This is a genomic window from Thiobaca trueperi (assembly GCF_004342175.1).
Taxonomy (GTDB): domain Bacteria; phylum Pseudomonadota; class Gammaproteobacteria; order Chromatiales; family Chromatiaceae; genus Thiobaca; species Thiobaca trueperi.
Map to the genome: position 1 here is coordinate 267,378 of NZ_SMAO01000005.1, position 25,300 is coordinate 292,677.

Here is a 25,300-nt window from a genome sequence, read left to right on the forward strand (position 1 = left end):
TTTCGCAGGATCGACAGGGTTATTTAAGCCTATTGTTTTCAATCCTGTTAATCCTGAATCATCCTGTTAATCTGTCCAATGCTCTTGCTCGGGCAGTCTGATGCCCAGATCCTCCCAGATGCGGTCGATCCGCTCTCTCACCTCATCATCCATGCGAATCGGCTGACCCCATTCGCGGCTCGTCTCGCCCGGCCATTTGTTGGTGGCGTCGAAGCCGATCTTCGAGCCGAGCCCTGACACCGGCGAGGCGAAGTCCAGATAATCGATCGGGGTGTTCTCCACCATCACCGTATCCCGCGCCGGATCCATGCGGGTGGTCATGGCCCAGATCACATCCTTCCAGTCCCGCGTATTGATGTCCTCGTCCACCACGATCACGAACTTGGTGTACATGAACTGGCGCAGGAATGACCAGACGCCCATCATCACCCGCTTGGCGTGTCCCGGATACTGCTTCTTCAGGCTGACCACTGCCAGCCGATACGAACAGCCCTCCGGCGGCAGATAGAAATCCTGGATCTCGGGAAACTGCTTCTGCAGGATGGGGACGAAGACCTCGTTGAGCGCCACGCCCAGCACGGCTGGCTCGTCGGGCGGACGTCCGGTATAGGTGCTGTGATAGATGGGATTGCGTCGCTGGGTGATGCGTTCGATGGTGAAGACCGGGAAGGAATCGACCTCGTTGTAATAGCCGGTGTGGTCGCCGAACGGACCTTCCGGGGCCAGGTCATCGGGATAGATATGGCCCTCCAGCACGATCTCGGCGCTGGCCGGCACCTGGAGATCGGACTCCAGGGCATTCGCCAGCTCGGTACGGCTGCCGCGCAGCAGGCCGGCGAAGGCATATTCCGAAAGACTGTCGGGCACCGGCGTTACCGCCCCCAGAATGGTCGCCGGATCGGCGCCGAGCGCGACCGCGACCGGATAGGGCTGGCCGGGATAGGCGCGCTGCCAGTCGCGGAAATCGAGCGCGCCGCCGCGATGCGACAGCCAGCGCATGATGACCCGGTTGCGCCCGATGACCTGCATCCGGTAGATCCCGAGATTCTGGCGTGGCTTCTCCGGGCCGCGTGTGATGACCAGTCCCCAGGTGATGAGCCGCGCGGCATCGCCCGGCCAGCAGTGCTGGATCGGCAGGCGTCCGAGATCGACCTCCAGCCCACTGAACGAGACCTCCTGACAGGGCGCGTTGCGTCGTACCTTGGGGGCCATGTCCAGCACCTTCTTGAAGATCGGCAGCGTCTCCCATGCCTGCCTGATCCCCTTGGGCGGATCGGGTTCCTTGAGGAAGGCGAGCAGACGCCCGACCTCGCGCAGCGCCGCGACCGACTCCTCGCCCATGCCGAGCGCGACCCGCTTGGGGGTGCCGAAGAGATTGCCCAGCAGTGGAATATCAGACCCTTTCGGTTTCTCGAACAACAGGGCCGGACCACCGGCGCGCAGGGTGCGGTCGCAGATCTCGGTGATTTCCAGATGGGGATCGACCGGAACCCGCACACGCTGGAGCTCGCCGCGCTGTTCGAGCTGGTCGATGAAATCGCGCAGATCTTTATATTTCATTCGGTTGCACCGCCTATGCAGCCTGTTTCCGGAGGACAAGGAAGACGAACTTCGTTTGACCCATTTCAGCGATATCGACCCAGAGCGTATCTAATCCGGATTCCCGGAGCGTATTGATGAGATCTGGCCATGGCACTTCGCAGCCATGCCAGGCGTCGAACTCCGAAAAATGGCCGATCAAATCGGTCTTCATCTCGCGCTCTCGCCGGACGATCCCCTCGTTCCACCAGAGCTGTTGCGAGAGTGGTCTGCCGATCCGCCTGAGTTTGCTGCGCAGCCTGGCCTGCGACCAGTCGGGCAAATCCCGTACGCGCATATGCAGTAAGGCATGGCCTCCATCTTTGAGGACGCGCCCGGTCTCCCGAACATAGCCGAGCACGACTTCCGGATTCGTGACGTGATTCAGGACGTAGAAGGAAAACACAAAATCGATGTCCGAATCCGCGACAGGTTTCAAGTCCGCCCCGTTGCCTTCGATGAATCGAACATGCTCAAGGTGCCCCCAAAAATCGCGCGCTCGGGTGATCATTTCCCTGGAGATATCCATGGCCGTCACTTGAGCGAAACATTCGGCGAAAAAATGTGTCATCCGCCCGACGCCGCATCCGATTTCGACCATAGAGAGATGATTGAGATGGCGTAGCGGAACCTTCTGCAAAAGATTGTGGGCATGAATCCGCCCAATATCCCAAAAATAGGCGGTGTCGAGCTGTGCCGAATCCTCGAACTCCGGCCAACTGGTAATGCCGAAAAAAGGGTTCATCTCGGCCATCCGCTGCCATTGCTGCTTCATCAAAGCCGTCCTGCTGGATGCGTTCGACGGCTGATCTCCGATCCGAATGTCAGTCGAAGTCCGCTTGCTTTCGGTTTGGAGGCTCATGCCGCAATCCCCGAATGCCGCAGCAGCGCATCGGTCGTCGGTTCGCGCCCACGGAACTTGACGAACAGCGCCATCGCGTCCTCCGAGCCGCCTTTCTCCAGGATGTTCTCCAGGAAGGAACGCCCGGTGTCGGGATCGAAAACGCCGCGCTCCTCGAAGAGCGAGAAGGCATCCGCCGACAGCACCTCGGCCCATTTGTAGCTGTAGTAACCCGCTGCATAGCCACCAGCGAAGATGTGCGAGAAGCCGTGAGCAAAGCGGTTGAAGGCGGGCGGGCGAATCACTGCAACCTGATCGCGGACATCTTCAAGGATCGGATAGATGCGTGCGCCCTGCGCCGGGTCATATTCAAGATGGATGCGGAAATCGAAGAGCGCGAATTCCAGTTGACGCACCATCTGCATCGCCGACTGGAAATTCCTGGCAGCGAGCATGCGCCCGTAGAGATCCGCCGGCAGCGGCTCGCCGGTCTCCCAATGGGCGGCGAAGAGATCCAGCGATTCGCGCTCCCAGCACCAGTTTTCCAGAAACTGGCTGGGCAGTTCGACCGCATCCCAGGGCACCCCATTGATCCCGGCGACGCCCGGATAATCGATCCGGGTCAGCATGTGGTGCAGGCCGTGGCCGAATTCATGAAAGAGCGTTTCGACCTCCTGATGGGTCAGGAGCGAAGGCTTGTCGCCGACCGGCGGGGTGAAATTGCAGACCAGATAGGCGACCGGGATCTGATCGCAGCGGCTGCTGTGGATGCGGTTGGTGCAGACATCCATCCAGGCGCCGCCGCGCTTGTGCTGACGTGCGAAGGGGTCGAGATAGAACTGACCGCGCAGTTCGCCCGAGGCTGTCTCGCGGATCTCGAAAAAGCGCACCTCGGGATGATAGGTCTCGAAGGTGTCGATCTCCTGAATCCGCACCCCGAACAGACGCTCGACCACGCCGAACAGACCTGAGAGGACGCGCGAGATGGGGAAATAGGGACGCAGCTCCTCCTGACTGATCTGGTAGCGATGGACGCGCAGCTTTTCGGCGTAATAGGCGATGTCCCAGGGTTCCAGTTTCTCCACGCCATGCTGCTCGCGGGCGAAGGCTTCCAGCTCGGCCAGTTCGCGCCGGGCCTGCGGGACCGAGCGCGCGGCGAGATCCTTGAGGAAGGCCAGGACGGTCTCGGGCAAACGCGCCATCTTGGTGGCCAAAGACCGTTCGGCGTAGTTGGCGAAGCCGAGCAGTTGGGCCAGTTCGTGACGCAGCGCCAGGATGCGCTCCATGTTGTCGCTGTTGTCCCACTGACCGGCGTGCGGTCCCTGGTCCGAGGCGCGGGTGCTGAAGGCTTCGTATAGCTCGAAGCGCAGCTCCCGGTCGTCTGCATAGGTCATGACCGGGATATAGGACGGCATGTCGAGCGTGAAGCGCCAGCCGTCCTGTCCCTGCTGTTCGGCCTGCTGACGGGCGAGACCCAGCGCCGACTCGGGCAGGCCGGCGAGTCGGGCAGAATCCTCGATCAACCGGCTCCAGGCGTTGGTGGCGTCCAGCACATTCTCCGAATACCTGCTGGTGAGCTGCGACAGTTCCTGACTGATGGCCTTGTAACGCGCCTTGTCGTCCGCTGGCAGATCGATGCCGGACAGATGGAAGTCGCGCAGCGTGTTGTCGAGCAGTTTGCGCTGCACCGGGTTCAGATGCTCCTGTGCGGCAACCGCCCGATAGGCGCGGAACAGGTCTTCGTTCTGTCCGACCTCGGTGCCATAGTCGCTCAGTTTGGGCAGGCAGGCGTTGTAAGCGACGCGGAGCGCGTCGCTGTTGAGCACGCCGTTGAGATGGCCGACCGGCGACCAGGTGCGGTTCAGCGCGTCGTCCATCTCATCCAATGGTTCGACGATCGTTTCCCAGGTCGGGATCGCCACCTCGTGGGTCAGACGGGCGATCAGTTCGCGGCAATCCGCGAGTCGCGCATCGATGGCGGGCTCGACATGCTCGGGGCGGATCAGCGAAAAAACGGGGAGGCCGGTTTGGTCGATCAAGGGATTGGACATAGGCGTGTTTTCAGTTGGCAGATCGTAGGTGTGAATTTATTCGCACGGGCAGTTGGGGCGCTTTCCAGGAAAGTTTCTGGTGCAGCAGTGCAGATGTTCCGGGGCAGTCTCTGATCGTTGTCGGCTTGCGAATTTTCGATTACGACAACGACAACGAACGGCTCCGTGATTTCCAAGTGCTGAACTAGCTGCCTGAAAAACATCGATTTAGACAGGATTGACAAGATGATTCAGGATTAAACCGCGTCCAGTGCGATATGCGTGGTTTTCAATTTGTGTTTAGCTCTGGGGAAGTCAACGACATCAGTGGGGACGCGGTTTAAAATTTCATATTATTGAATATCTTAAACCGCGCCAGCGCCAAGAGTCGTCGATTCTGCTAAGGCCAACCCAATCCCCAAACATCACATACCGCACCGGGCGCGGTTTAACAGTCATGACTTGGAAAAATCCTGTTCATCCTGCGAAATCCTGTTAATCCTGTCTATTTTGGGGGCGATATTTCAATTCAAACGGTTGGATAATAAGGCTAATCGGCCTGAAACCCAGTGTTCTGGCGTGGCGCGATCTGACCCCGCAGCGAGCGGATCATGTCTTTCTTGGGTCGTGGCTTCATTTCGCGCGGAACGCAGAAATGAAAACGCCACAGATCACCACGATAGCGTTCGGATGCCTGCTCGGAAATGGGCTGCCATTCCGCCCCTTGCGTCAGATCGAATCGTCCCGAGGCGCCATAGGCGAAGACCTTGTATTGTCCCCTCAGGGTGCAGCGGATACCCTCGAACGAGAGGTTGCGGGTGCCGCCGGAACTCTCGACGACCAGCGTATAGCGCACCACGCCATCGGCGCTGACTTGCAGATGTTTGCTATCGATGAAATAACGAAAGGCGGTCGGGGGTCCGTCGGGCGTGAATTCGACCAGATCCGCGTTGTCCGGCCAGGGCGGCAGCGCAGTCGGCCCTTCGCGCCAGGCTTCGGGATCCTTCACGCTCGACGGTACGGGCGGCTCGGCGTCGGGGACGAAGATCTCATTGGCCGCCTGACTCGATGCGGTCCAGATCAGGAGCAGGCAGAGCGGCGGAAAGCAGGCGTGTCTCATGGCGAAATCGGTCGTGTGTCGAAATTTGCAGGACAGGGAATAATGCGGGATGCGCTGGCCGGGGTCGAGCGATTCGTCAGAACCTATCCAGGGGAAACCTTATAAATAGACAGGATTAACAGGATTTCTCAAGATTAAAAATCTTTGCTCATGGGGTGAATCATGTGACGCTGTTTTCCAAGGATGCTGCCAAGCGGCTTGCGAGCAATCTCTCTCTAGGTCAGTGATTTTGCAGTCACACGTCTCGCCCCATGAGCCAAAATTTATATTATTTTTAATATCTTAAATCGCGCTAGCGCCGACTGTCGTCGATGCCGCCAGGGTTGATTCAACCCAAAAACATCACATGCTCCACTGGGCGCGATTTAATTTGACGCAGACCGCAGATTTTTCAATGCAAGCCACATCCGCTCAAGAGCCATCCGACCCCCGCCCCTGGGCCATCCTGCTGATGGGGCCGACCGCCTCCGGCAAGACTGATCTGGCGGTGGAGCTGGTCCGGCGTCTGCCCTGCGACATCGTCAGTGTCGATTCGGCCATGGTCTATCGCGGCATGGATATCGGCACGGCCAAACCCGTTCCCGCGATCCTGGCCGAGGCGCCGCATCGTCTGATCGATATTCTGGATCCGGCTGAAACTTATTCGACCGCGCGCTTTCGTACCGATGCGCTGGCGGCGATGGCTGACATCGCGGGGCGCGGTCGTATTCCGCTGCTGGTCGGCGGGACCATGCTCTATTTTCGCGCCTTGCAGCAGGGGCTGGCCTGGCTGCCAAGCGCGGATCCGGAGGTGCGTCGCACCCTGCTCGACGAGGCGGAGCGGATCGGCTGGCCGGCCATGCATGAACGCCTGGCGCGGCTCGATTCCGCGACGGCGGCGCAGATCCATCCCAACGATCCGCAGCGCATCCAGCGTGCGCTGGAGGTGCAGGCGCTCACCGGTCGTCCGATGAGCGAACTGATCCGGGAGTCCGATCAATCTGCGCAGTTGCCCTACCGGCTGTTGAAGCTGGTGCGTGCGCCCGCTGAACGTCAGATCCTGCATGAGCGGATCGAGCGGCGCTTTCGCAGCATGGTGGACGCGGGGCTGGTGGATGAGGTGGCGGTGCTGCGGGCGCGCGGCGATCTGACCGAGGATCTGCCGGCGATGCGATGTGTCGGTTATCGACAGGTCTTGCAATATCTCGCTGGCGCGTACACCTGGGATGAGATGCTGCATCGCGGCATCGTCGCTTCCCGACAGCTTGCCAAGCGTCAGATGACCTGGCTGCGCGCCGAGTCGGACTGTCACTGGCTGGCGGATGAGCCCGCTCCACTTGAACTGGCCCTGCGGCTTATTGATCAGGCGCTGTCGGAGCAGGTTCCGATATCTGTTCTGACGTAAAATACGATGGTATGACAAGGCATTTTCAACGACACTGATAGTGTCTCTTGCGGTGGGTTTGTCCGTCCCGGCTGCGGCCCACCTTTATCCGGCGTGGTTTCCGAATCAGGAGCCACGGAGGTTTCAAGCCGGGCAGTCATGCTCGATCACAACAACAAGGAGCCAATCCCAATGTCCAAGGGCCAAAGCCTGCAAGACCCTTTTCTCAATGCGCTGCGGAAAGAGCGCGTCCCGGTTTCGATCTTTCTGGTCAACGGCATCAAACTGCAGGGCCAGATCGAGTCCTTCGATCAATTCGTGGTGCTGCTGAAAAACAATGTCAGCCAGATGATCTACAAGCACGCGATTTCAACTGTGGTGCCTGCTCGCAATGTCAAGTTGCCGGCGACTGACATCGACGGCGATCTGCCGGAGCCCGGCAACACTTGAGCGCCATGCCTGACGAGTCACCAGCGCGCCAGACATCCAATACTGCCGGGCATTCGCTCGTTTTCGAGCGCCCCTCGGTCGGCGAGCGGGCGATCCTGGTGCAGCTTGACATCGGGGGCCATGCCGAGCCGGACGAGCGCGAGGAATTCCGGCTGCTGGCGCTGGCTGCCGGGGCCGAGGTTGTCGGCACGCTCGGCGGCTCGCGCGCCGTGCCCGATCCGCGTCTTTTCATCGGCACCGGCAAGGCCGACGAATTGAAATCGCTGGTGGCGGCGACGGAGACCGAGCTGGTGATCTTCAATCATCCGCTGTCGCCGGCCCAGGAGCGCAATCTGGAGCGTCTGCTGCAATGCCGGGTGGTGGATCGCGCCGGTCTGATCCTGGATATTTTCGCCCAGCGGGCGCGCTCGTTCGAGGGCAAGCTCCAGGTCGAGCTCGCGCAGCTCAAGCATCTCTCGACCCGTCTGGTGCGCGGCTGGACCCATCTGGAGCGCCAGAAGGGTGGCATCGGTCTGCGCGGTCCCGGCGAGACCCAGCTCGAAACCGACCGGCGTCTGCTCGCCAAACGGGTGGACATGCTCGATCGGCGTCTGGAGCGTATCGAAAGTCAGCGCGCGCAGGGGCGTAAGGCGCGGGCCAAGGCCGAGCTGCCGGTGATCTCGCTGGTCGGCTACACCAATGCCGGCAAATCGACCCTCTTCAATCGATTGACCGAGGCCGGCGTTTTTCAGGCCGATCAATTGTTCGCGACGCTTGATCCGACCCTGCGCCGTCTGGCCCTGCCGAGCGGGGGCAAGGTGCTGGTGGCGGATACGGTTGGCTTTGTCAGCCGTCTGCCGCATGAGCTGGTGGCGGCCTTTCGCTCGACCCTGGAGGAAACCCGCAACGCCACCCTGCTGCTGCATGTGATCGACGCGGCAGCGCCCCATCGCGCCCGTCTGATGGCCGATGTCGAAACCGTCCTGGCCGAGATCGGCAGCGACGAACTGCCGCGCCTGGAAATATTCAACAAGATCGATCTGCTCGACGGTGAATCGCCGCGTCTGGAGCGCAATGCCGAGGGGCTCCCCGTGCGGGTCTGGCTGTCGGCACAAAGCGGCGCTGGGATCGATCTGCTGTTGCAGGCGCTGGGCGAACTGACCGGCGGCGAGCCGGTTCATCGCACCATCCGGCTGGAGCCGGGCGAGGGCAGGCTGCACGCCTGGCTCTTCGAGCATGCGCGGGTGCTGGCGGACCGTCCGATCGAGACGGGCGGCTGGGAGACCGAATTTGTCATCGGACGCCCCGACCTCGAGCGCCTGCTGGCGCGTCACGAATCTCTGGGGCGGCGCTTGCTGTAGGCGATCGATCTGGCACTCATCTTAAAATCGACTTCACCGGCGCGGGCGTTTGCCGTGACCCGACCGGTCACTTACAATCAGCCGCTCTATGGCCTGCAAGGCTTGCTTTTGCCGTGTCCGAGCTTGATATCGCAAATCGGTGTCGGCATCTTTGGCCGGACAAGCCGATTGTACGCATGGCCCGATGCCAGCGGATTTGATCTGGCGCCCTGTCGGAAGTGGTTTCAGCGTCACCTCTGATGCGACAATCCCGGACGATTTCCCCCAACTCAAAATCTGAATAAAGACGGAGAAGCTATGGCCTGGAACGAGCCAGGTGGCGGTCAAAAAGACCCCTGGAGCGGCAAGAATGGCAACGATCAGGGTCCGCCGGATCTTGATGAAGTCGTGCGCAAGCTCCAGGAGCGTCTTGGCGGACTGTTCGGCGGCCAGAAACCGGGCGGTGACGGTTCATCGGGCGGAGGAGGGCGCTTTGGCGGCACGGGCGGGGGTTTCAGTGCACGCGCCGTCGGCATCCTCATCGGTGTCCTGCTCATCGTCTGGCTGGCGACCGGCATCTATATTGTCGAACCCGCCGAACGTGGCGTTGTGATGCGCTTCGGACGTTATGTCGACACGACCGGTCCTGGTCCGCACTGGCACATTCCGGCGCCGATCGAATCGGTCGTGAAGGTCAATGTCGATGAGATCTCCACCTTCAGCCATCGCGCGGCCATGCTGACCCAGGACGAGAATATCGTCGAGGTTGAGCTGACCGTGCAGTCACGCATCCAGGACGCGGCGGATTATCTCTTCCAGGATCAGGATCCTGAACGCACCCTCAACGATGCGACGGTCACGGTCGTGCGTGTCACCATCGGTCAGAGCAAGCTCGACTATGTCATGACCGAAGGGCGCGGCGCGGTGGCCGTCACCATCAAGGAGCGGATCCAGGAGCTCATGGATCAGTACCGTACCGGTTTGGTGGTGACATCGGTCAACATGCAACCGGCCAAGCCGCCAGATCAGGTCAAGAGCGCCTTCGACGACGCCATCAAGGCGCGCGAGGATAAAGAGCGGCTCGAAAACCAGGCCGAAGCCTATGCCAACGAGGTCTTGCCACAGGCACGCGGTCAGGCGGCGCGCATCCTCGCCGACGCCAAGGCCTATCGCGATCGTGCCATCGCTGAGTCCGAAGGTGAGACGGCACGCTTCACGGCGGTGCTGGAGCAATACAGCAAAGCCCCTGAGGTCACGCGCCAGCGCCTTTATCTGGAGACAATGGAGCAGGTGTTCAGTCAAAACAGCAAGGTCTTGCTGGACGTGCAGGATGGTGGCAACAGCCTGCTGTATCTGCCGCTGGATCAGTTGCTCAAGCAGCGCCAGACTCAGCCGGCCGAACCGGTGCTGTCGGAGCCGGTCAGCACCCTGGCGCCGCCACCGACCAATATCGAGACCGCTCCCCAGCGGATGGTTGATCGCGAGCGGAGGACGCGCTGATGGCTCAGCCCAACAATCTTAAAACCCTGCTGCCAGTCGGTCTGGCCTCGCTGGTGCTGTTCTTCTATGCCTTTACCTTCGTGGTTCAGGAATACGAGGTCGCCATCAAGCTGCGACTGGGTGAGATCGTCTCGGACGATTACCGTCCCGGTATCCACTTCAAGATCCCGCTGATCAATCAGATCAAGACCTTTGACCGGCGCATTCAGACCCTGGATTCGCAGCCTGAGCGGTTTCTGACGATCGAGAAGAAAGACGTGATCGTCGATTCCTACGCCAAATGGCGGATCGCCAATGCCGCGCAGTTTTACCGTTCCACCGGCGGCAACAGCGCGCGCACCAGCCGGCTGCTGTCGGAGCGGATCAACACCAGTCTGCGTGACGAATTCGGCAAGCGAACCATTCAGGAAGTGGTCTCCGATGATCGTCTGGCGCTGATGCAGATCCTGACCAACGAGGTCAACACCAATGCCGGTGATCTGGGTGTCGAGGTCATCGATATCCGGGTCAAGAAGATCGATCTGCCGCCCGAGGTCAGCGAATCGGTGTATCAGCGCATGCGCGCCGAGCGTGAGCGTGTGGCGCGGGATCTGCGCGCCAAGGGCTCGGAAGCGGCGGAGCGGATTCGCGCCGATGCGGATCGCCAGCGCACGGTCACCATCGCGGAGGCCTATCGGGAATCCGAGCAGATCCGGGGTGAAGGTGATGCCAGGGCATCGGCCATCTATGCCGAGGCATTCAATCAGGATCCCGCTTTCTATGCCTTCTATCGCAGTCTCAATGCCTACCGGACGACCTTTAGCAAAGGTGGTGACATGATGGTTCTGCAGCCTGATTCGGATTTCTTCCGTTTCTTCCGCGAGCCGTCCGGCGAGCCCTGGGGCGCGTTCAAGGAGCGATTCTCGCGTTAAACCGCGTTTAAACCGCGCCCGGTGCGGTATGTGATGTTTGGGGATTGGGTCGGTCTTGGCCGCACGACGACTGTCGGGACTGGCGCGGTTTAAAATATTCAATCATTGAAATTTAAACCGCGTCTCCGCTGAGGTGAGTGACATCCCCAAAGCCAAACACAAATTGAAAATCACGCATATCGTGCTGGACGCGGTTTAGGCTTCCCGAAAAATCCCCCTCGTGGGGATTTTTTGTGGTTGGACAAACGCCGGCTGGTCTGAAAAGATAAACACCCTTTGACGGTTTGCTTTCTGTTGGAAGGCGTGCGTCCATTTGTCAGAATCCTTGCTAAACCGCGTCCAGCGCGAGAGGCTGAGTTTTGAGTGAATTTCGACGTTCGGCGCATCCGCAACCCTTGGCAGGGACGCGGCTAAAATTCATATTTTTTAATATTTTAAACCGCGCCAGCTCCGACAGTCGTCGATGCCGCCAAGGCCGACCCAAACCACAAAACTCACATAACGCACCGGGCGCGGTTTATGCGTGACCTCCTCGTTGCTTTGGCGCTCATGCTGGTCATCGAAGGCATTTGGCCCTTCCTGAATCCAGCGAGCTTTCGGCGCGTACTGGCGCTGATCGCACAGGAAGGCGACCGTCCGCTGCGGATCGCGGGGCTGCTGACCATGTTGCTGGGTCTTGGCCTGCTGTATCTGGTGAATTGAGAACCTGGAAACCGAGAATGGCTGATGAATGAGGAACGGTGGCTGCTGCCAGCCGGTATCGAAGAAGTCCTGCCGCCCCAGGCGCGGATCGTGGAGTCGCTGCGGCGCGAGTTGCTGGATCTCTACGCGGGTTGGGGTTACGAACTCGTCATCCCGCCCTTCATCGACTATCTGGAATCGCTTCTGACCGGCACCGGTCAGGATCTCGATCTCCAGACCTTCAAGCTGACCGACCAGTTGACCGGTCGGCTGCTTGGCGTCCGCGCCGACATGACGCCGCAGGTGGCGCGCATCGACGCCCATCATCTGCGCCGCGACACCCCGACCCGTCTCTGTTATCTGGGCACGGTTCTGCATACCCGCACCGACGGTTTCGCCGGCACCCGCAGCCCGCTTCAGATTGGCGCCGAGATCTACGGTCACGCCGGGATCGAAAGCGACGCCGAAATCCTGCGTCTGATCCTTTTAACCCTGCGTACCGCCGGCATTGGCGAAAGCTATCTGGATCTCGGCCATGTCGGCATCTTTCGCGGTTTAGCGCGTCAGGCCGGTCTGGACGATGCGCAGGAACACGCCCTGTTCGATGCGCTCCAGCGCAAGGCGGTCCCGGAGATCGAGACCCTGATCGCGGATTTCGGCGTCAGCGGCGCGCCAGCGGAGATGCTCATCGCCCTGGCCGAACTCAACGGCAGCGACGCCCTGACGCGCGCTCAAGTCGTGCTGCGCGCCGCCGACCGTCCGGTGCGCGAGGCGCTGGACTATCTGCACCGGCTCGCCGACGAACTCAGCCGCTGGCTGCCCGAGGTCTCCATTCACTATGATCTGGCCGAGCTGCGCGGCTACCGCTACAAGACCGGTGTGGTCTTTGCCGCCTTCGTCCCCGGCTGGGGGCTGGAGATTGCGCGCGGCGGACGTTATGACGACATCGGTCGGGTCTTCGGGCGCGCGCGTCCGGCAGTCGGCTTCAGTACCGATCTCAAAAGTCTGCTGAGTCACGGTCAAGGGCTCGAACAACGCTATCAGGCGACCGCTCCGGTCTATGCGCCCTGGTCCGCCGAGCCGGCCCTGCGCGAGGCCGTTGACCGGTTGCGCGAATCCGGACGTTGCGTGATCAATGCGCTGCCGGGACTGACACAGGATCCACGCCAGCTCGGCTGCCAGCAGAGGCTGGTGGAGCGCGACGGGCGCTGGGAATTAGAAACAATCGGCAACATCGATAATGAGTGGGAAGCGTAAGTGATGGGCAACAACGTCGTTGTAATTGGTGCGCAGTGGGGCGATGAGGGCAAGGGCAAGGTCGTCGATCTGCTGACTGACCGGGCGGCGGCTGTGGTGCGCTTTCAGGGCGGTCACAATGCCGGGCATACCTTGGTCATCGACGGCGTCAAGACCGTCCTGCATCTGGTGCCGTCCGGCGTGCTGCGCGATGGCGTGCGCTGCCTGATCGGTAACGGGGTCGTGCTGTCGCCGACGGCGCTGTTCGATGAGATCGGCACCCTGGAGCAGGCTGGCGTGCCAGCGCGCGAACGGCTGGGCATCAGCGCCGCCTGTCCGCTGATCCTGCCTTATCACATCGCGCTCGATCAGGCGCGCGAGCGGGCGCGCGGCGAGAAGGCGATCGGCACCACCGGGCGCGGTATCGGCCCGGCTTATGAGGACAAGACCTCGCGGCGCGGGATCCGGCTCGGCGAACTGTTCGACATCGCGCATTTCCAGGAACGTTTGCGCGAAGTGCTCGACTATCACAACTTCACGCTCGAACACTATTTCAAGGTCGCCCCGGTCGATTATGCCGCCGTGCTTGACGAGTCACTGGCGTATGCCGAACGTCTGCGTCCGCTGGTCGTCGATGTGCCCGGACTCCTGCACGAGCTGCGGGCGCAAGGCAAGGACATCCTCTTCGAGGGCGCGCAGGGCTCGCTGCTCGACATTGATCACGGCACCTATCCCTATGTCACCTCGTCCACCACCACCGCCGGCGGGGCGGCGAGCGGCAGCGGGGTCGGGCCGCGCGATCTGGATTATGTCCTGGGCATCGTCAAGGCCTACACCACGCGCGTTGGCGCCGGTCCCTTCCCGACCGAACTGCACGACGACATCGGCGAGCGGCTCGGCGCGCGCGGTAACGAATTCGGCGCTACCACCGGACGCAAGCGCCGCTGCGGCTGGCTCGACATGGTATCGCTCAAGCGCTCGTTCGCTATCAACAGCGTCACCGGCATCTGCATCACCAAGCTTGACGTGCTCGACGGGCTGGAGACGGTGCGCATCTGCACCGGTTATGTCATGGACGGTCAGGAACTGAGCGCCCCGCCGATCGGTGCAGAGGCCTTTGCCCGCTGTCAGCCGCAGTATCTCGACTGCCCCGGCTGGTCCGAATCCACCTTTGGCGTCACCGACTTCGATGATCTGCCGGCCAACGCGCAGGCCTATCTGGAGACCATCGAACGTCTCAGCGGGCTGCCGATCGACCTGATCTCGACCGGCCCCGACCGGGTCGAAACCCTGATCCGGCGTCATCCGTTCGATGTGTGACTTATCGGCGCGGGCGTCAATGTTTACGTGATCGCCACTGGGCAAGCACTCGGTTCCTCATCCATTTTCACCACTGTGGAGTTATCCGATGCCTCTCAAAAAATGGTTTGTCTGGTCGGTGCTTGTAACAGGGTTCTGGGCTGCGGTTCCGGTGGTTGCCGAAGAAGTCCCGGCTGCCGTCCAGCAGATCGTTCCAATGCTACAGGAATGGGGAACTCATCCGACTCTGGTCGAGGCCGTGCGCCAGCAGAATGCACTCGCCCGACCGCTGGATGAGATCAAGCGGATGGATGCTGAGTGGATGGCCGAAAGTGGAGTCACACCCTTCATGGAAGGTCTTTTGAGTAATGAGGCCGCCCAGGAACTCAAGCGGCTGGAGCAAAGCAAGCCCTATTTCACCGAACTCTTCCTGGTGGACAACCAGGGCGCCAACGTCGCCATGACCAATAAGACCTCTGACTATTGGCAGGGCGATGAAGATAAGTTCACCCAGTCGTTCAAGGAAGGGCAGGGGGCTGTGCATCTCGGAGAGGTTAAATTCGACAGCAGTGCGCAGGTTTATCTGGTGCAGGTCTCGGTGCCGGTCATGGATGCAGGGGTTGCGATCGGCGCCATGACCATCGGCATCGATCTCGACCGCCTCGGGCAGGGAGGGCAGTAATAACTGCCATCCTGGCGCAGATGGAAAGGTTCGTGCGGAAGATCCTGGCAATGGGGTTAGGTATATGAAATGGTTTCAGAATCTTGCCTTTCGTTACAAGTTGATCCTGCCGTTGGGGCTGATTACCTGTCTCTTCATCCTGTTTGCCTGGAGCACTTTGTACCGTGTCGATGCGCTCGGTATGGAGGTTGCTGATCTGGTTCGAACCGATGTGCCAGTGGTTGAAAACCTATTGCAGGCTGACCGCGACCTGTATCAGGCGCTGGTGGCCGAACGCACCCTGATCTTCATGGATGTCAGTTCGCCAGCCTATGGTGGGATGACCGCGCAGCATGCCGAAAATGTCAAACAGGCACACGACAGAATTGATCGGGCGGCCGCCATGCTTGCCGCCAGCCATCTGGGGATGGCGCCGGATATCGCGGATAAATTGGATTTATTCAGTGAATTGCATCATCGATGGGAAGCGTTGAGCAATCAGGTCGTGCAGGAGCGAAGCTCCGATACCAGGGCCGGGCGCTCGACTGCAATCAATCTTACCCTGCGCGAGGCGAGCGATGCCTTCGAGCAGATGCGGGCGGTCTTGGATGAGCTTGAAGAGATCGTCATCGACATGTCTCAGCGAGCCGCCGAGCGTGCCGAGGCGGGCGTTGCTGCCAGCCGACTGCAAACCCTGACCCTGCTTGCGGTTGGTCTTGGCATCCTGGCATTGGTGATATTCGGATTGCCGCCGCTGATCCTCGGTCCCCTGCGCAGCATCCTGAATCGTCTGCAGGATATTGCCGAAGGCGAGGGGGATCTCACCGCGCGGTTGAAGGAAGATGCCAATGACGAGGTCGGTCAGATGGCGAGGGTGGTCAATCGTCTCCTCGCCAAGTTGCAGAAACTCGTCTCACAGGCCGCCGTTTCGGCGGAACAGGTCAATGCCGCCTCTGAGCGCCTGGCGATGGTGGCGACCGAGAGCGATGAGACCATGCTGGAGCAGTTGACCCAGATTCAGATGGTGGCGACGGCGATGCATGAGATGGCGGCAACGGTAAACGAGGTCGCACGCAATACCGCGCAGGCGGCAGAGAGCGCCCGTAACGCCGATACCGGCGTTCGCTCGGGTGCCAGGGTCGTGGCTGAGGCGTCGGTCGCAATCGAACAGCTTGCCGAGGTGGTATCCAGGGCGGCGGATGCCATGGCCGTGCTGGAGTCCGAAACGAAGCGGATTGGCGCCGTGCTGGAGGTCATCAAGGGGGTCGCCGAGCAGACCAGTCTGCTTGCCTTGAACGCGGCCATTGAGGCGGCGCGGGCGGGCGAACGGGGTCGTGGTTTCGCCGTGGTCGCCGCCGAGGTACGCAATCTGGCCTCGCGCACCCAGCAGTCAACGGGTGAGATCGAATCGATGATCGCGTCCCTGCAATCCAGCACCCGGAATGTGGTCGAGGTCATGCAAACGGGGCGCAGCATGGTTGACTCAACCCTGCAAAAAGCGACCCAGGCTGGCGGCTCACTGGAAGAGATCACCCGTGCAGTAGCGATCATCAATGACATGAATATGCAGATCGCCAACGCAGCCGAAGAACAGACGGCTGTCACCGAGGAAATCAACAGCAACACCATCCGTATTCAGGGTCTGGCCGAGCAGACGGTCGAAGCGAATCGTCAGACGGCAATGACGCGGACTGATCTGGTGTCGCTCGCTCAGTCGTTGCGTGCCGGTTTGGCGCAGTTCAAGGTCTGACCGACTACAAGGAAAACTGGTTATGGCCCCCCGAAACGAATCGCCCCCATCGAGTCTTGCCTCACCAGGTCAGACGACAGACGACCAATGGACGGTCGCCGACATCATCGACTTCGAGTATTACCTTGACGCCGACGAGCAGTCGCTGCGCGAGCATCCAGCCGCGCGCAAGACGCTCGCTGATCGTGACCGATCCATCTATCTGGACCAGATCGCGGGCCAGATCGGGCCGCATGAACCCCATACGTTGCCGCATCGCCGCGCGAGTCTGTTTCACTGGCTGACGGCGCGGCGCGCCAGCGAAGAACCGGACATCCGGGCGCTGCTGCCGGGGAATGCCTTCGCGACGGTTCAGTCCTGGGGCGCGCTGCTGCTGGCGGTCCTGGGCTTCCTGGCGGGCGTCGGTCTGGCGTCCGCCCTGCTGAGTTACGATGGGCAGCGTCCGGTCAGCGTTCCCTGGTATGTCTTTCTGCTGGTCGTGGTTCAATTCCTGCTGGTGCTGGCGGCGGTCTCGGCCTGGCTGATGCACCGGATGCGGCGGGACGGACTGGCCGGACAGGATGGCTGGCTGTTGAGCCGCGTCCTGCGTCCAGCCTTTACCCGCACCGCCCGCTGGTTGCAGCAGCAGCGTCTGCACCATGTCACGGACGAGGTGCGCGAGCGGGCGCTGGCGACCCAGGGACTGCTGAAATCGCAATATGCCGTTTATGGCGCGGTCTCCTATCTGCCCCTGCTGATCCCGGCCCAGGTATTCGGGGTCGCGTTCAATGTCGGGGTCATTCTGACCACGGTCATGCTGGAATTCTTTACCGATCTGGCCTTCGGCTGGGGCTCTTCGCTGGTCGCCCATGCGCAGACCGTCCATGACATCGTGCGGGTCATCGCCTCGCCCTGGAGTTGGCTGTTCGGCGAGGGTATCGGCTATCCGACGCTCGAACAGATCGAAGGATCCCGCGTCAATCTGGCGCAATGGGCCTCCGCCACCTCGGGTGCGGGGCTGGACCCGGAACACCTGCACTCCTGGCGCTGGTTTCTGGTGCTGGCCGTCTTCACCTATGGCCTCCTGCCACGGCTGATTCTGCTGGGGATCTCGGTGCTGATGCAGCGTCTGACGCTGCTCCGGCTGCCCTTTACCCATGCCCGGATCCAGGCGCTCTATGCCCGTATGCTGACGCCGCGTCTGGAAACCGGGGTGGCGGCGCATCAGACGGGCTCAGAGATGCCGATTCCGGCGCCGCTTGCGCCACGTCAGCCCGGTGCCGAAGCGCCACGCGAGGAACGATCAGCCACAGTCACCACGGCGCGTCCCTGGCGCGAGCCACCCCATCCACTGCCGCTGGTCAGGCCTGCGGATGAGCCATTCCCGTCGGCACCGCCCGACGTCAAGCCCGACTCCCTCTCCGCTCAACCGGATCCTGCACCCGATGCCCCGCCACTGGCATTGGTTTCACCGTCCGCGCTTGCAGAAATCGATTCGGAACCCGAGCCCCAGCCGGAACCAGGGCCGAAGATCGAATCCGCGCCTGAGTCGCAGCCGGAGCCCGAACCGCAGTTTGAACCTGAACCTGAGTCACAGGCTGAGCCTGAGCCTGAGACCGAATCCGCGCCTGAGTCACAGCCGGAACCCGAACCGCAGTTTGAACCTGAACCTGAGTCACAGGCTGAACCCGAGCCGCAGCCGGAACCTGGGGCGCAGATCGAACCCGAATCTGAGTTGCAGTCGGAACCTGAGCCGCAGCCGGAGTCTGAACCCCTGCTCGAATCCGAGCCTGAGCCACAGGAGCCCGAGCCGCAGCCCCAGCCTGCTGCATCCTTAACGGATCGCGAAGACGCGATTCGTTTTGCCCCGGATGCCTGTCTGCTGCTGGTGCATGTGGATGTGGACGATGTGCTGGAAGAAGCGGACCGCCCGCGTCTCGAACGACTCCTGATGCAGCTCACCGGCTGGCGCGTCTCAGCCTATGCAACCTTTGGCGCCGGCAGCGCCATGGCCGAACAGGCGCTCGCCCTGCTCGACGCGGGAGACTGGCAGGCGCCGCCGCCACGCATCGCCGTGATCCAGGATGGCTCCCAGCCGCCGATCACCGAGAATCTGGTCTTTCTGCGCCAGTTGCGCGCCACGACCGGCGCTCAGGCCCAGATTCTGCTCGCACTGGTGGGCGATCCCGAGGATGACGACCGTCTGCCGCCGCTGCGTGCCTTCGATTACACCGACTGGCAGCGCAAGATCGATCAGATGGCCGATCCCTATCTGCGCCTGGAGATGCTGGCGTCGCCCGAGGAACAGGGAGAAGACTGATGGCGGAAATCAAGATTCCACGTCTGGCCATCATGGGACACCCCAACGCGGGCAAGTCTTCGGTGGTCGCGACCCTGACCGAAAACGACTGCATCGCCATCGACAAGCGCGCTGGCACCACGACGGAATCGGATGCCTACCCGGTCGTCATCGATGGCTGCACGGTCATCGAGTTCATCGACACCCCCGGTTTTCAGAACCCGAACGCCATCCTGGAATGGTTTCAGGCGAATGAGAACGAGCGGGATCTGGCCCGCGCCTTCGTTGACAGTCATCGCGACAATCCGCTGTTTGCGCATGATTGCGCGCTGCTGGAGCCGGTCGCGGACGGGGCGGGCATCATCCTGGTGGTCGATGGTTCCAAACGGATCAAGGAAAAGGATCGGGTCGAGATCGAGCTGCTGCGTCTCACTGCCCGCCCGCGCATGGCGATCCTCAACAATCTGACCAATCAGACCCGCCACATGGAGCAGTGGCAGGATGCACTGAGCAAGGCGTTCAACTCAGTGCGCGCGTTCAACGCGCACCGCGCTACCTACGCCGAGCGCATCAAGCTGCTGCATGCCCTGAAGAGCATCGACCAGCGTTGGGAGCAGCGGATCGAGGACGCCATCGACGCCTTTGCGCGCGACTGGGAACGGCGCACCGATCAGGCCGTCGCCACGATTCTGGATCTGCTCAAGGACGCCCTGTCCTATCAGGTTTCCAGGGTGGTCAAAGACAAACACATCATCTTTCAGAGCGGGCGGGATCGGGTCAAGGCCGAGGTCGTGGCCGAATTCGAGGATGGTCTGCGACGGCTGGAGCGCACCGCTCAGGAGCAGATTCGGGCGCATTTCCGGCATCACGTCTGGAATGTGGCGTCCGACTCCATCCTGGGTCAGGATCTGCTGTCGGACGATGTCGGTCAGGCGCTGGGTCTGTCCAGACGTCAGCTCGCACTGGTCGGCATGGCCGCCGGGGCGGCCTCCGGCGTCTCGATCGATCTGGTCACCGTTGGTCATTCGCTGGGGGCTGGCGCCTTGATCGGCGCGGCCACCGGCGGGGTGCTTGGCGTGGTCGGCGGCAAGGCGCTGGCGAAGCTGAACATCGAGCGTGCGCCCGGCACCCATCGTTTCATCCTGGGACCGGTGACGAATCCCCGTTTTCCCTTCGTGCTGCTCGACCGCATCCTGCTTTACAGCGCACGCGCCATGAACTGGTCACATGGTCGGCAGGCCGCCGAGGAAGACGCCCCCGACAAGGTGCCGGAGAAGGCCGTTGTCCGCAAACAGGGCTTCAGCGAGGAACTGTCCGCCCAGCAGAAGCGCGAGCTGGCGCATTTCTTCAATGCCGCCCGACGCGGCAGGGAGTCGGATCGCGAACCGCAATGCGCCGAGATCGTCAAGGGACTCCTGCGCGGGCTTTCACTGAGCGAGATCGACAGCCGCAGCAATCTTTAGATACCGTGTTTCTTTCCGACTTCCGCCAGTCAGGCTTGCATGCCCTGATGATGTTCGCCAGAATGCCTACTGAATGTAGGAACATCAGGTGGGCGCCTTGAGCCCGAGGCAGCATATGAAAGCGTTAAGTATCAGGGAGTTGAAGAACAATCCGTCGGCGGCTCTGCGGGATGCGCAGACGGACGATCTGGTGGTCGTGATGAATCGGCAACAGCCGCAGGCGCTGCTGGTCGATCTTGCGCGTTTGGGGGCCGCAGATCTTTCCGGCGTGAAATTCGCGCTCGCAGTTGCCCTGTTCCGGCAGGGCAATGTGTCGCTTGGTTATGCTGCCCGCATTGCGGGCCTATCGGTTTCGGCCATGATCGAGCGGCTTGGGCGCATGGGGATTCCGATCGTGAATGTCGATGATCGTGAGTTGGATCACGACCTTTCCGCGATCGAGACATGGCAGTGCCGCCAGTCCGCCTGATCATCGCCGATGCCGGGCCGCTGATCGTCCTGTCCCGGGTGGGACAATTGGGCATCCTGCAACAGGTGTTCGGCAAGGTTTGCATCACAGACGCTGTTCAGGATGAGCTCTTGGCGGGTGGCACCTTCCCTGGGCAAACAGAGATCAAGGTGGCACTGGCGGATTGGATTGAGGCCGTGACGGTGGACATCGGACTGTGGGAACCCGCCAATCCGGACTTGGGCGCGGGCGAGACGTCAAGCATCTATCTGGCGTTGCAGTGCCCGGGCAGCCTGCTGATTCTCGATGACGCCGCCGCCCGGCGTGAGGCTGATTGGCGTGGTTTGAACTATGTCGGCCTGGTCGGTGTGGTGCTGGAGGCCAAGCGGCGGGGGCACATCAAACAGGCCAGGCCATTGCTTCAGTCGATCCAGAAGGCGGGCTATTTTCTGAGCGCGCAACTGCTGGACAGGGCGCTGACCACAGTGGGCGAAGGTAGCTGTTCTTCTGACTAAACCGCGTCCAGTGCGATATGCGTAATTTTCAATTTGTGTTTAGCTCTGGGGAAGTCAACGACATCAGTGGAGGCGAGGTTTAAAATTTATATTTTTTAATGCCTTAAGCCGCGCCAGCGCCGATAATCCTTGAGTCTGCCAAGGCCGATCTGATCCACAAAGATCGCATGCCGTGCTGGGCGCGGTTTAAATGAGTTGTTTGGCATGTGACTGCGAGATCTCGGCAGTCATGTCGATATCTCAAAGCCACTGGTTCACGAAAAGCGCATCAAGCATCTACATGCTGCTTGACTTAAGCGGAAATCGCTCTGGATGTTCAATGATTTCCCTGGTTAAATCGACATCCAGGTCGGGCCAATAGAAATGGTCGGGCGCTTGCTCTTCTACGTTTATGATTGACTTGATGGTCTTTTCTTTAAACCACGGAAAATCATCATACGACATGAATAATTCTTTTTCATGGGCCAGCAGCCATACCCCATGCGTAGAAATGTTAGTGACTTCCACCGCTGAAATGCTGTTGCCATGCGCTGACAGGCTCATTGTAATGAACCTCGACGAGTGACTCTATTTGCTTTAATTGTGTTCTGGAATACTTGTGATTTCTGGCAAGTTCAATTTCAGGCTCAAGCCAGGATTTCGCTTCTCCCTCACCAGATGCCACATGGACATGCATCCTTTCCTCTTCCCTTGAGAAGAAGAAAAATCGATACCCACTTTCCTTGAATACTGTTGGGCTTATTTCACCTGCTGCACATAACGAATCGGTTAAGCGGGTCCGCTGACATTGTCTTGCAGAATGAGCGCTGCGCCGTCGTCGGGATCGCTCTTGAACCGCTTTTTTATAGGCAGTTTCTGCTGTAAATGTTGGGGTTCACTCTCGTTCACCTCAACCTACGGCTCTATCCCCCTGCCTCCACGATCACGGGCTTGTCCAACAACCGGTTCAGATCGTCGCTCGCTTCGCTCGGACGATCTAACCTTATTCGTTGGGCGTCTTGAATTCATGATCTCATGCCTAATTCTTTCAGTTAAGCCCTGCACTTCTTTAGACAACTCCCTATATTCGTCAGTAATTTGCTCTTGGCTTTTATTTGACAAGAAAAAGAGCTTACTAGCTGCATCTTGAATCAGCTGAATTAATGCACTCCTTTTGTTGATTCGATTTATATTTACCCAGCGATTTATAGCGCCGCTCGATAGGCCGTAAAGCTCTTCGTTCCAGTTTTCGGAATTTATAAGCAACAAAATATCTCTTTGTGCCGCAATACGATTATTGAACTCACTCATGGTGCACCTTCTTTAGACAAGCAATCACTCATCCACTCTATAATTACTGGAGCAACTGACTTGGCCGTCTTTACTTCTGGCTCTGATATAGGATCACCATAACCTCTAGTAGACAAAATACGGGCACGCACCAAAATATCAAAGGCCCCCCTCTCTATAGGAAGCTTTTTTGCAATAAGTAATGGCGATAGCCGAGAGAATATTGGGTCTCCTGTGCCAAGAGAAAAACAAGTGGCAAAGTTTCTAGTCGCAAGAAACATGCAAGAAAGATTAAATACCATGCTGTTACTAGATTCCATCAAGGAGCTGTACGATTCTGTAAATAGCTTTTGAAATTTTTTGCAATCGTTCGCAGCATTTGAGTATTTCGATGGCGCTTGTAAGTCCCTCAGGAAGTTTGCTCCATCAGATGAATAAATCAGACTGGATTCCAAGTGCAAATGCCATGAAAATGGGTTTCCTTCTTCCCAAAGTTTCTTTATACGCTCATACGTATAGATAGAGAATTTGTTTGGGTCAATTGACTGATTTGGTTCAGATAGACATGCGAGCAAATCAATATCTGAGCTAGCATCAATTTCTCCTCTGCATATTGAGCCAAATGCATATAGGTGCATGTTCATCTGCGACTAAACCTTTTAACAAGGAGTGTCGTTAAGAGAGCAAATGAAACAAACCTTATTCCTGTGATAAGTGAGATGATTCCAGTAGTGAAGTTATCAGGAGACAATATGCCCAAGAATATCGCTGGTGACTGCGCAAAACTTGACCAGTAAAAACCGATATTCAAAGGGTTTCCGTTGGTATTGGTGTCATATACCGAAATGGAAACAAGGACAATAAAAATGGTCCTTACGAATTTCAGGATGCTTTCGCCATTTCCCCATACAAAGTTAAGCACCCAAAATTCAATCCATTTTAAGAACTGTACTATTCCGTTGAAAAATCCTGGATACTTTTCTTTGTAATAAGTTTCGCCTGATCTCCATGATTTGTATAGATATACGGATGTCGCATCAAGCTCCACCATTATTGCTTTATTAACGGCCTTTGCGTCTCCCACTTGCTGATAATTCATTCGCAAGGATCGGGAGAAGCGCATCCTAAGATTTTCTTCCCTAGGGGCTTCGCTTATCAATATATCGTCATCTAGCTGACTGCGCTCGAAGACTGAGAACTTAAAATCACAGCCTCTGAAGGCTGTTTGGTGAAAATTTGAGCCAATGAATTTACACCCGGTAAAATCACAGGTATCAAACACGCAGTTATTAAAATAGCATCCGTCAAATACACAATGCTCAAATGAAACGTTCTTAAATTTTATTTTTATAGCGTTTAATCTTTCGAGCACCATGTATTTAAAAAAATCTTGCTCGTCAGAAACATCCTTTGGAACGTAGAAGTCTGTAACAACCTTTCGGTTACCTTTTTTGATTACTTCGCTAGATTCATTTTGGCGGCCTTGATCCTCGTTCCGACCACTTTCACCCACCGAGTGCGTAGTCAGGCCATCCTGGCCTGACACCGTCCGGGCTGGAAGCCCTGACGACGCACAGTCTGAGAGTCGCTGGCCGGGATTATGATCAAGACCCTTTTGGCTATCCATTCAATTCAAACCTTGAGATATTGGTTCTGGTTTTCATCTTTGGCCCAACTACAATTCGACCTCAAAACTGACGCCGAATCCAGCTTGATTACACATCAAATGCGAGGTATAAAATTTTTTACTATTCAAGGCAAGTACTGTCAATTTTTATTTTAGCCTTATTTTATCAATGACATCCGCTCGGCTATCTAATTTGACCCCCATTTCAGATGGCGTTTCGGTTTCCGAGTAAAAGCCTCGTTTACTGGACCGGGTGCGTGACCGGCTGAGGCTGAAGCACGATGCCTTGCGAACTAAACAGGCGCCTGTCGATTGAATCAAGCGATTTATTTTGTTTCATAGCAAGTGACATCCGATAAAAAGTAAGCGCGCCAGAGGGTGAAGCTTTCTGGCGCATCCGGCGGTTGGTTGCAAGGCATGAATCATGGCAAGCATGAGCCCCCTAAAGCGGTCATTCGGCATGTGACTGCGTGAGCCCGTCCCCGCTCTTCTCCTCTGAGGGGGATGGTTTCCCGAAAATCCCTAATCCTCACCAGGCCGGCGAGCGCGCAGTCGTTTGTTGGTGGCCGTGCGGCGTTTGGCATCCAGGCGTCGTTCCTGAGAGGCTTTGGTGGGGCGGGTGGCGATGCGCGGTTTGGGGCGGTGCGCGGCCTGTCGGATCAGCTCTGCCAGTCGCTCGCGCGCATCCGCGCGGTTGCGCTCGCGGGTGCGAAAACGATGGGCCTCGATCATCAGCACCCCTGCCGTATCGACCCGCCGACCGCCGAGACGCAGCAGTCGCTGGCGCACATCCTCCGGCAGCGACGGCGAGCCGGCGACATCGAACCATAACTGCACCGCTGTCTCGACCTTGTTGACGTTCTGTCCGCCAGGACCGGGTGAGCGGATGAACTGCTCCCGCAGTTCGGATTCGTCGATCTGGATGCGGGAGGTGATCTGAAGCATGGCCGGATAGAAAATG

The 25,300-nt window shown here is 59.1% G+C and carries 24 protein-coding genes; 14 read left to right on the forward strand and 10 right to left on the reverse strand.

The window, feature by feature from the left end; genetic code table 11:
• Positions 1-66: 66 nt before the first annotated feature.
• The 4 genes from ubiD to EDC35_RS11730 form a co-directional block, all read right to left on the reverse strand.
• Positions 67-1,560: a 4-hydroxy-3-polyprenylbenzoate decarboxylase gene (ubiD, locus tag EDC35_RS11715; protein ID WP_132977432.1), complete on the reverse strand. Its 1,494-nt coding sequence runs from the start codon at positions 1,558-1,560 to the stop codon at positions 67-69.
• Between the two features lie 13 nt (positions 1,561-1,573).
• Positions 1,574-2,440, reverse strand: coding sequence for a class I SAM-dependent methyltransferase (locus tag EDC35_RS11720; RefSeq protein WP_132977433.1), 867 nt, complete (start codon positions 2,438-2,440; stop codon positions 1,574-1,576).
• Positions 2,437-4,470, reverse strand: a complete 2,034-nt coding sequence (gene prlC / locus EDC35_RS11725) for an oligopeptidase A (protein WP_132977434.1) — start codon at positions 4,468-4,470, stop codon at positions 2,437-2,439. The genes EDC35_RS11720 and prlC overlap by 4 nt, the downstream gene beginning before the upstream one ends.
• 529 nt (positions 4,471-4,999) lie before the next feature.
• Positions 5,000-5,569, reverse strand: a complete 570-nt coding sequence (locus tag EDC35_RS11730; protein WP_132977435.1) for a CNP1-like family protein — start codon at positions 5,567-5,569, stop codon at positions 5,000-5,002.
• Positions 5,570-5,963: 394 nt separating this feature from the next.
• On the opposite strand from EDC35_RS11730, the gene miaA reads away from it, so the two are divergent.
• From miaA to EDC35_RS11800, 14 genes are all read left to right on the forward strand, one after another.
• Entirely contained in the window at positions 5,964-6,953 is a 990-nt protein-coding gene (gene miaA, locus EDC35_RS11735) for a tRNA (adenosine(37)-N6)-dimethylallyltransferase MiaA (protein WP_132977436.1), read from the forward strand.
• A 171-nt stretch (positions 6,954-7,124) separates the two neighbouring features.
• Positions 7,125-7,382 carry an RNA chaperone Hfq gene (gene hfq / locus EDC35_RS11740; RefSeq protein ID WP_132977437.1) on the forward strand — a complete coding sequence of 86 codons (258 nt, stop codon included), beginning with the start codon at positions 7,125-7,127 and terminating at the stop codon, positions 7,380-7,382.
• A gap of 5 nt (positions 7,383-7,387) precedes the next feature.
• Positions 7,388-8,722 carry a ribosome rescue GTPase HflX gene (gene hflX / locus EDC35_RS11745; protein ID WP_132977490.1) on the forward strand — a complete coding sequence of 445 codons (1,335 nt, stop codon included), beginning with the start codon at positions 7,388-7,390 and terminating at the stop codon, positions 8,720-8,722.
• A 297-nt stretch (positions 8,723-9,019) separates the two neighbouring features.
• Positions 9,020-10,201 carry an FtsH protease activity modulator HflK gene (hflK, locus tag EDC35_RS11750; RefSeq protein ID WP_132977438.1) on the forward strand — a complete coding sequence of 394 codons (1,182 nt, stop codon included), beginning with the start codon at positions 9,020-9,022 and terminating at the stop codon, positions 10,199-10,201.
• Positions 10,201-11,112, forward strand: coding sequence for a protease modulator HflC (gene hflC / locus EDC35_RS11755; protein ID WP_132977439.1), 912 nt, complete (start codon positions 10,201-10,203; stop codon positions 11,110-11,112). The genes hflK and hflC overlap by 1 nt, the downstream gene beginning before the upstream one ends.
• Before the next feature lie 519 nt (positions 11,113-11,631).
• Positions 11,632-11,814 carry a DUF2065 family protein gene (locus tag EDC35_RS11760; RefSeq protein ID WP_132977440.1) on the forward strand — a complete coding sequence of 61 codons (183 nt, stop codon included), beginning with the start codon at positions 11,632-11,634 and terminating at the stop codon, positions 11,812-11,814.
• 24 nt (positions 11,815-11,838) lie between these two features.
• A complete protein-coding gene (locus EDC35_RS11765) occupies positions 11,839-13,050 on the forward strand; it encodes an ATP phosphoribosyltransferase regulatory subunit (RefSeq protein ID WP_132977441.1) in 1,212 nt (403 codons plus the stop codon).
• Positions 13,051-13,053: 3 nt separating this feature from the next.
• The gene (locus EDC35_RS11770) at positions 13,054-14,349 is read left to right on the forward strand and encodes an adenylosuccinate synthase (RefSeq protein WP_132977442.1); all 1,296 of its coding nucleotides are present in this window, start codon (positions 13,054-13,056) and stop codon (positions 14,347-14,349) included.
• Between the two features lie 88 nt (positions 14,350-14,437).
• The gene (locus EDC35_RS11775; protein WP_132977443.1) at positions 14,438-15,010 is read left to right on the forward strand and encodes a cache domain-containing protein; all 573 of its coding nucleotides are present in this window, start codon (positions 14,438-14,440) and stop codon (positions 15,008-15,010) included.
• Positions 15,011-15,074: 64 nt separating this feature from the next.
• Positions 15,075-16,739: a methyl-accepting chemotaxis protein gene (locus EDC35_RS11780; protein ID WP_132977444.1), complete on the forward strand. Its 1,665-nt coding sequence runs from the start codon at positions 15,075-15,077 to the stop codon at positions 16,737-16,739.
• Positions 16,740-16,761: 22 nt separating this feature from the next.
• The gene (locus EDC35_RS11785; RefSeq protein WP_132977445.1) at positions 16,762-19,038 is read left to right on the forward strand and encodes a DUF2868 domain-containing protein; all 2,277 of its coding nucleotides are present in this window, start codon (positions 16,762-16,764) and stop codon (positions 19,036-19,038) included.
• Entirely contained in the window at positions 19,038-20,480 is a 1,443-nt protein-coding gene (locus tag EDC35_RS11790; RefSeq protein ID WP_132977446.1) for a GTPase/DUF3482 domain-containing protein, read from the forward strand. Before EDC35_RS11785 ends, EDC35_RS11790 begins: the two co-directional genes overlap by 1 nt.
• Positions 20,481-20,595: 115 nt before the next feature.
• Positions 20,596-20,949 (forward strand): UPF0175 family protein, encoded by a 354-nt coding sequence (locus EDC35_RS11795; protein WP_132977447.1) that lies wholly within the window; start codon positions 20,596-20,598, stop codon positions 20,947-20,949.
• Positions 20,925-21,443 (forward strand): PIN domain-containing protein, encoded by a 519-nt coding sequence (locus EDC35_RS11800; RefSeq protein ID WP_132977448.1) that lies wholly within the window; start codon positions 20,925-20,927, stop codon positions 21,441-21,443. The genes EDC35_RS11795 and EDC35_RS11800 overlap by 25 nt, the downstream gene beginning before the upstream one ends.
• Before the next feature lie 276 nt (positions 21,444-21,719).
• On the opposite strand, the gene EDC35_RS11805 is transcribed toward EDC35_RS11800, so the two are convergent.
• The 6 genes from EDC35_RS11805 to arfB form a co-directional block, all read right to left on the reverse strand.
• A complete protein-coding gene (locus EDC35_RS11805; protein ID WP_132977449.1) occupies positions 21,720-21,986 on the reverse strand; it encodes a DUF2442 domain-containing protein in 267 nt (88 codons plus the stop codon).
• Positions 21,937-22,119: a DUF4160 domain-containing protein gene (locus EDC35_RS11810; protein ID WP_243651629.1), complete on the reverse strand. Its 183-nt coding sequence runs from the start codon at positions 22,117-22,119 to the stop codon at positions 21,937-21,939. The genes EDC35_RS11805 and EDC35_RS11810 overlap by 50 nt, the downstream gene beginning before the upstream one ends.
• Before the next feature lie 218 nt (positions 22,120-22,337).
• The gene (locus EDC35_RS11815) at positions 22,338-22,733 is read right to left on the reverse strand and encodes a hypothetical protein (protein WP_207896196.1); all 396 of its coding nucleotides are present in this window, start codon (positions 22,731-22,733) and stop codon (positions 22,338-22,340) included.
• Positions 22,730-23,350 carry a nucleotidyltransferase domain-containing protein gene (locus EDC35_RS11820; RefSeq protein ID WP_165903417.1) on the reverse strand — a complete coding sequence of 207 codons (621 nt, stop codon included), beginning with the start codon at positions 23,348-23,350 and terminating at the stop codon, positions 22,730-22,732. The genes EDC35_RS11815 and EDC35_RS11820 overlap by 4 nt, the downstream gene beginning before the upstream one ends.
• A gap of 2 nt (positions 23,351-23,352) precedes the next feature.
• Positions 23,353-24,339 (reverse strand): pentapeptide repeat-containing protein, encoded by a 987-nt coding sequence (locus EDC35_RS11825; protein WP_132977451.1) that lies wholly within the window; start codon positions 24,337-24,339, stop codon positions 23,353-23,355.
• A 522-nt stretch (positions 24,340-24,861) separates the two neighbouring features.
• Complete coding sequence (gene arfB / locus EDC35_RS11830) at positions 24,862-25,284, reverse strand: alternative ribosome rescue aminoacyl-tRNA hydrolase ArfB (RefSeq protein WP_132977452.1); 423 nt, start codon at positions 25,282-25,284, stop codon at positions 24,862-24,864.
• Between the last annotated feature and the right edge of the window lie 16 nt (positions 25,285-25,300).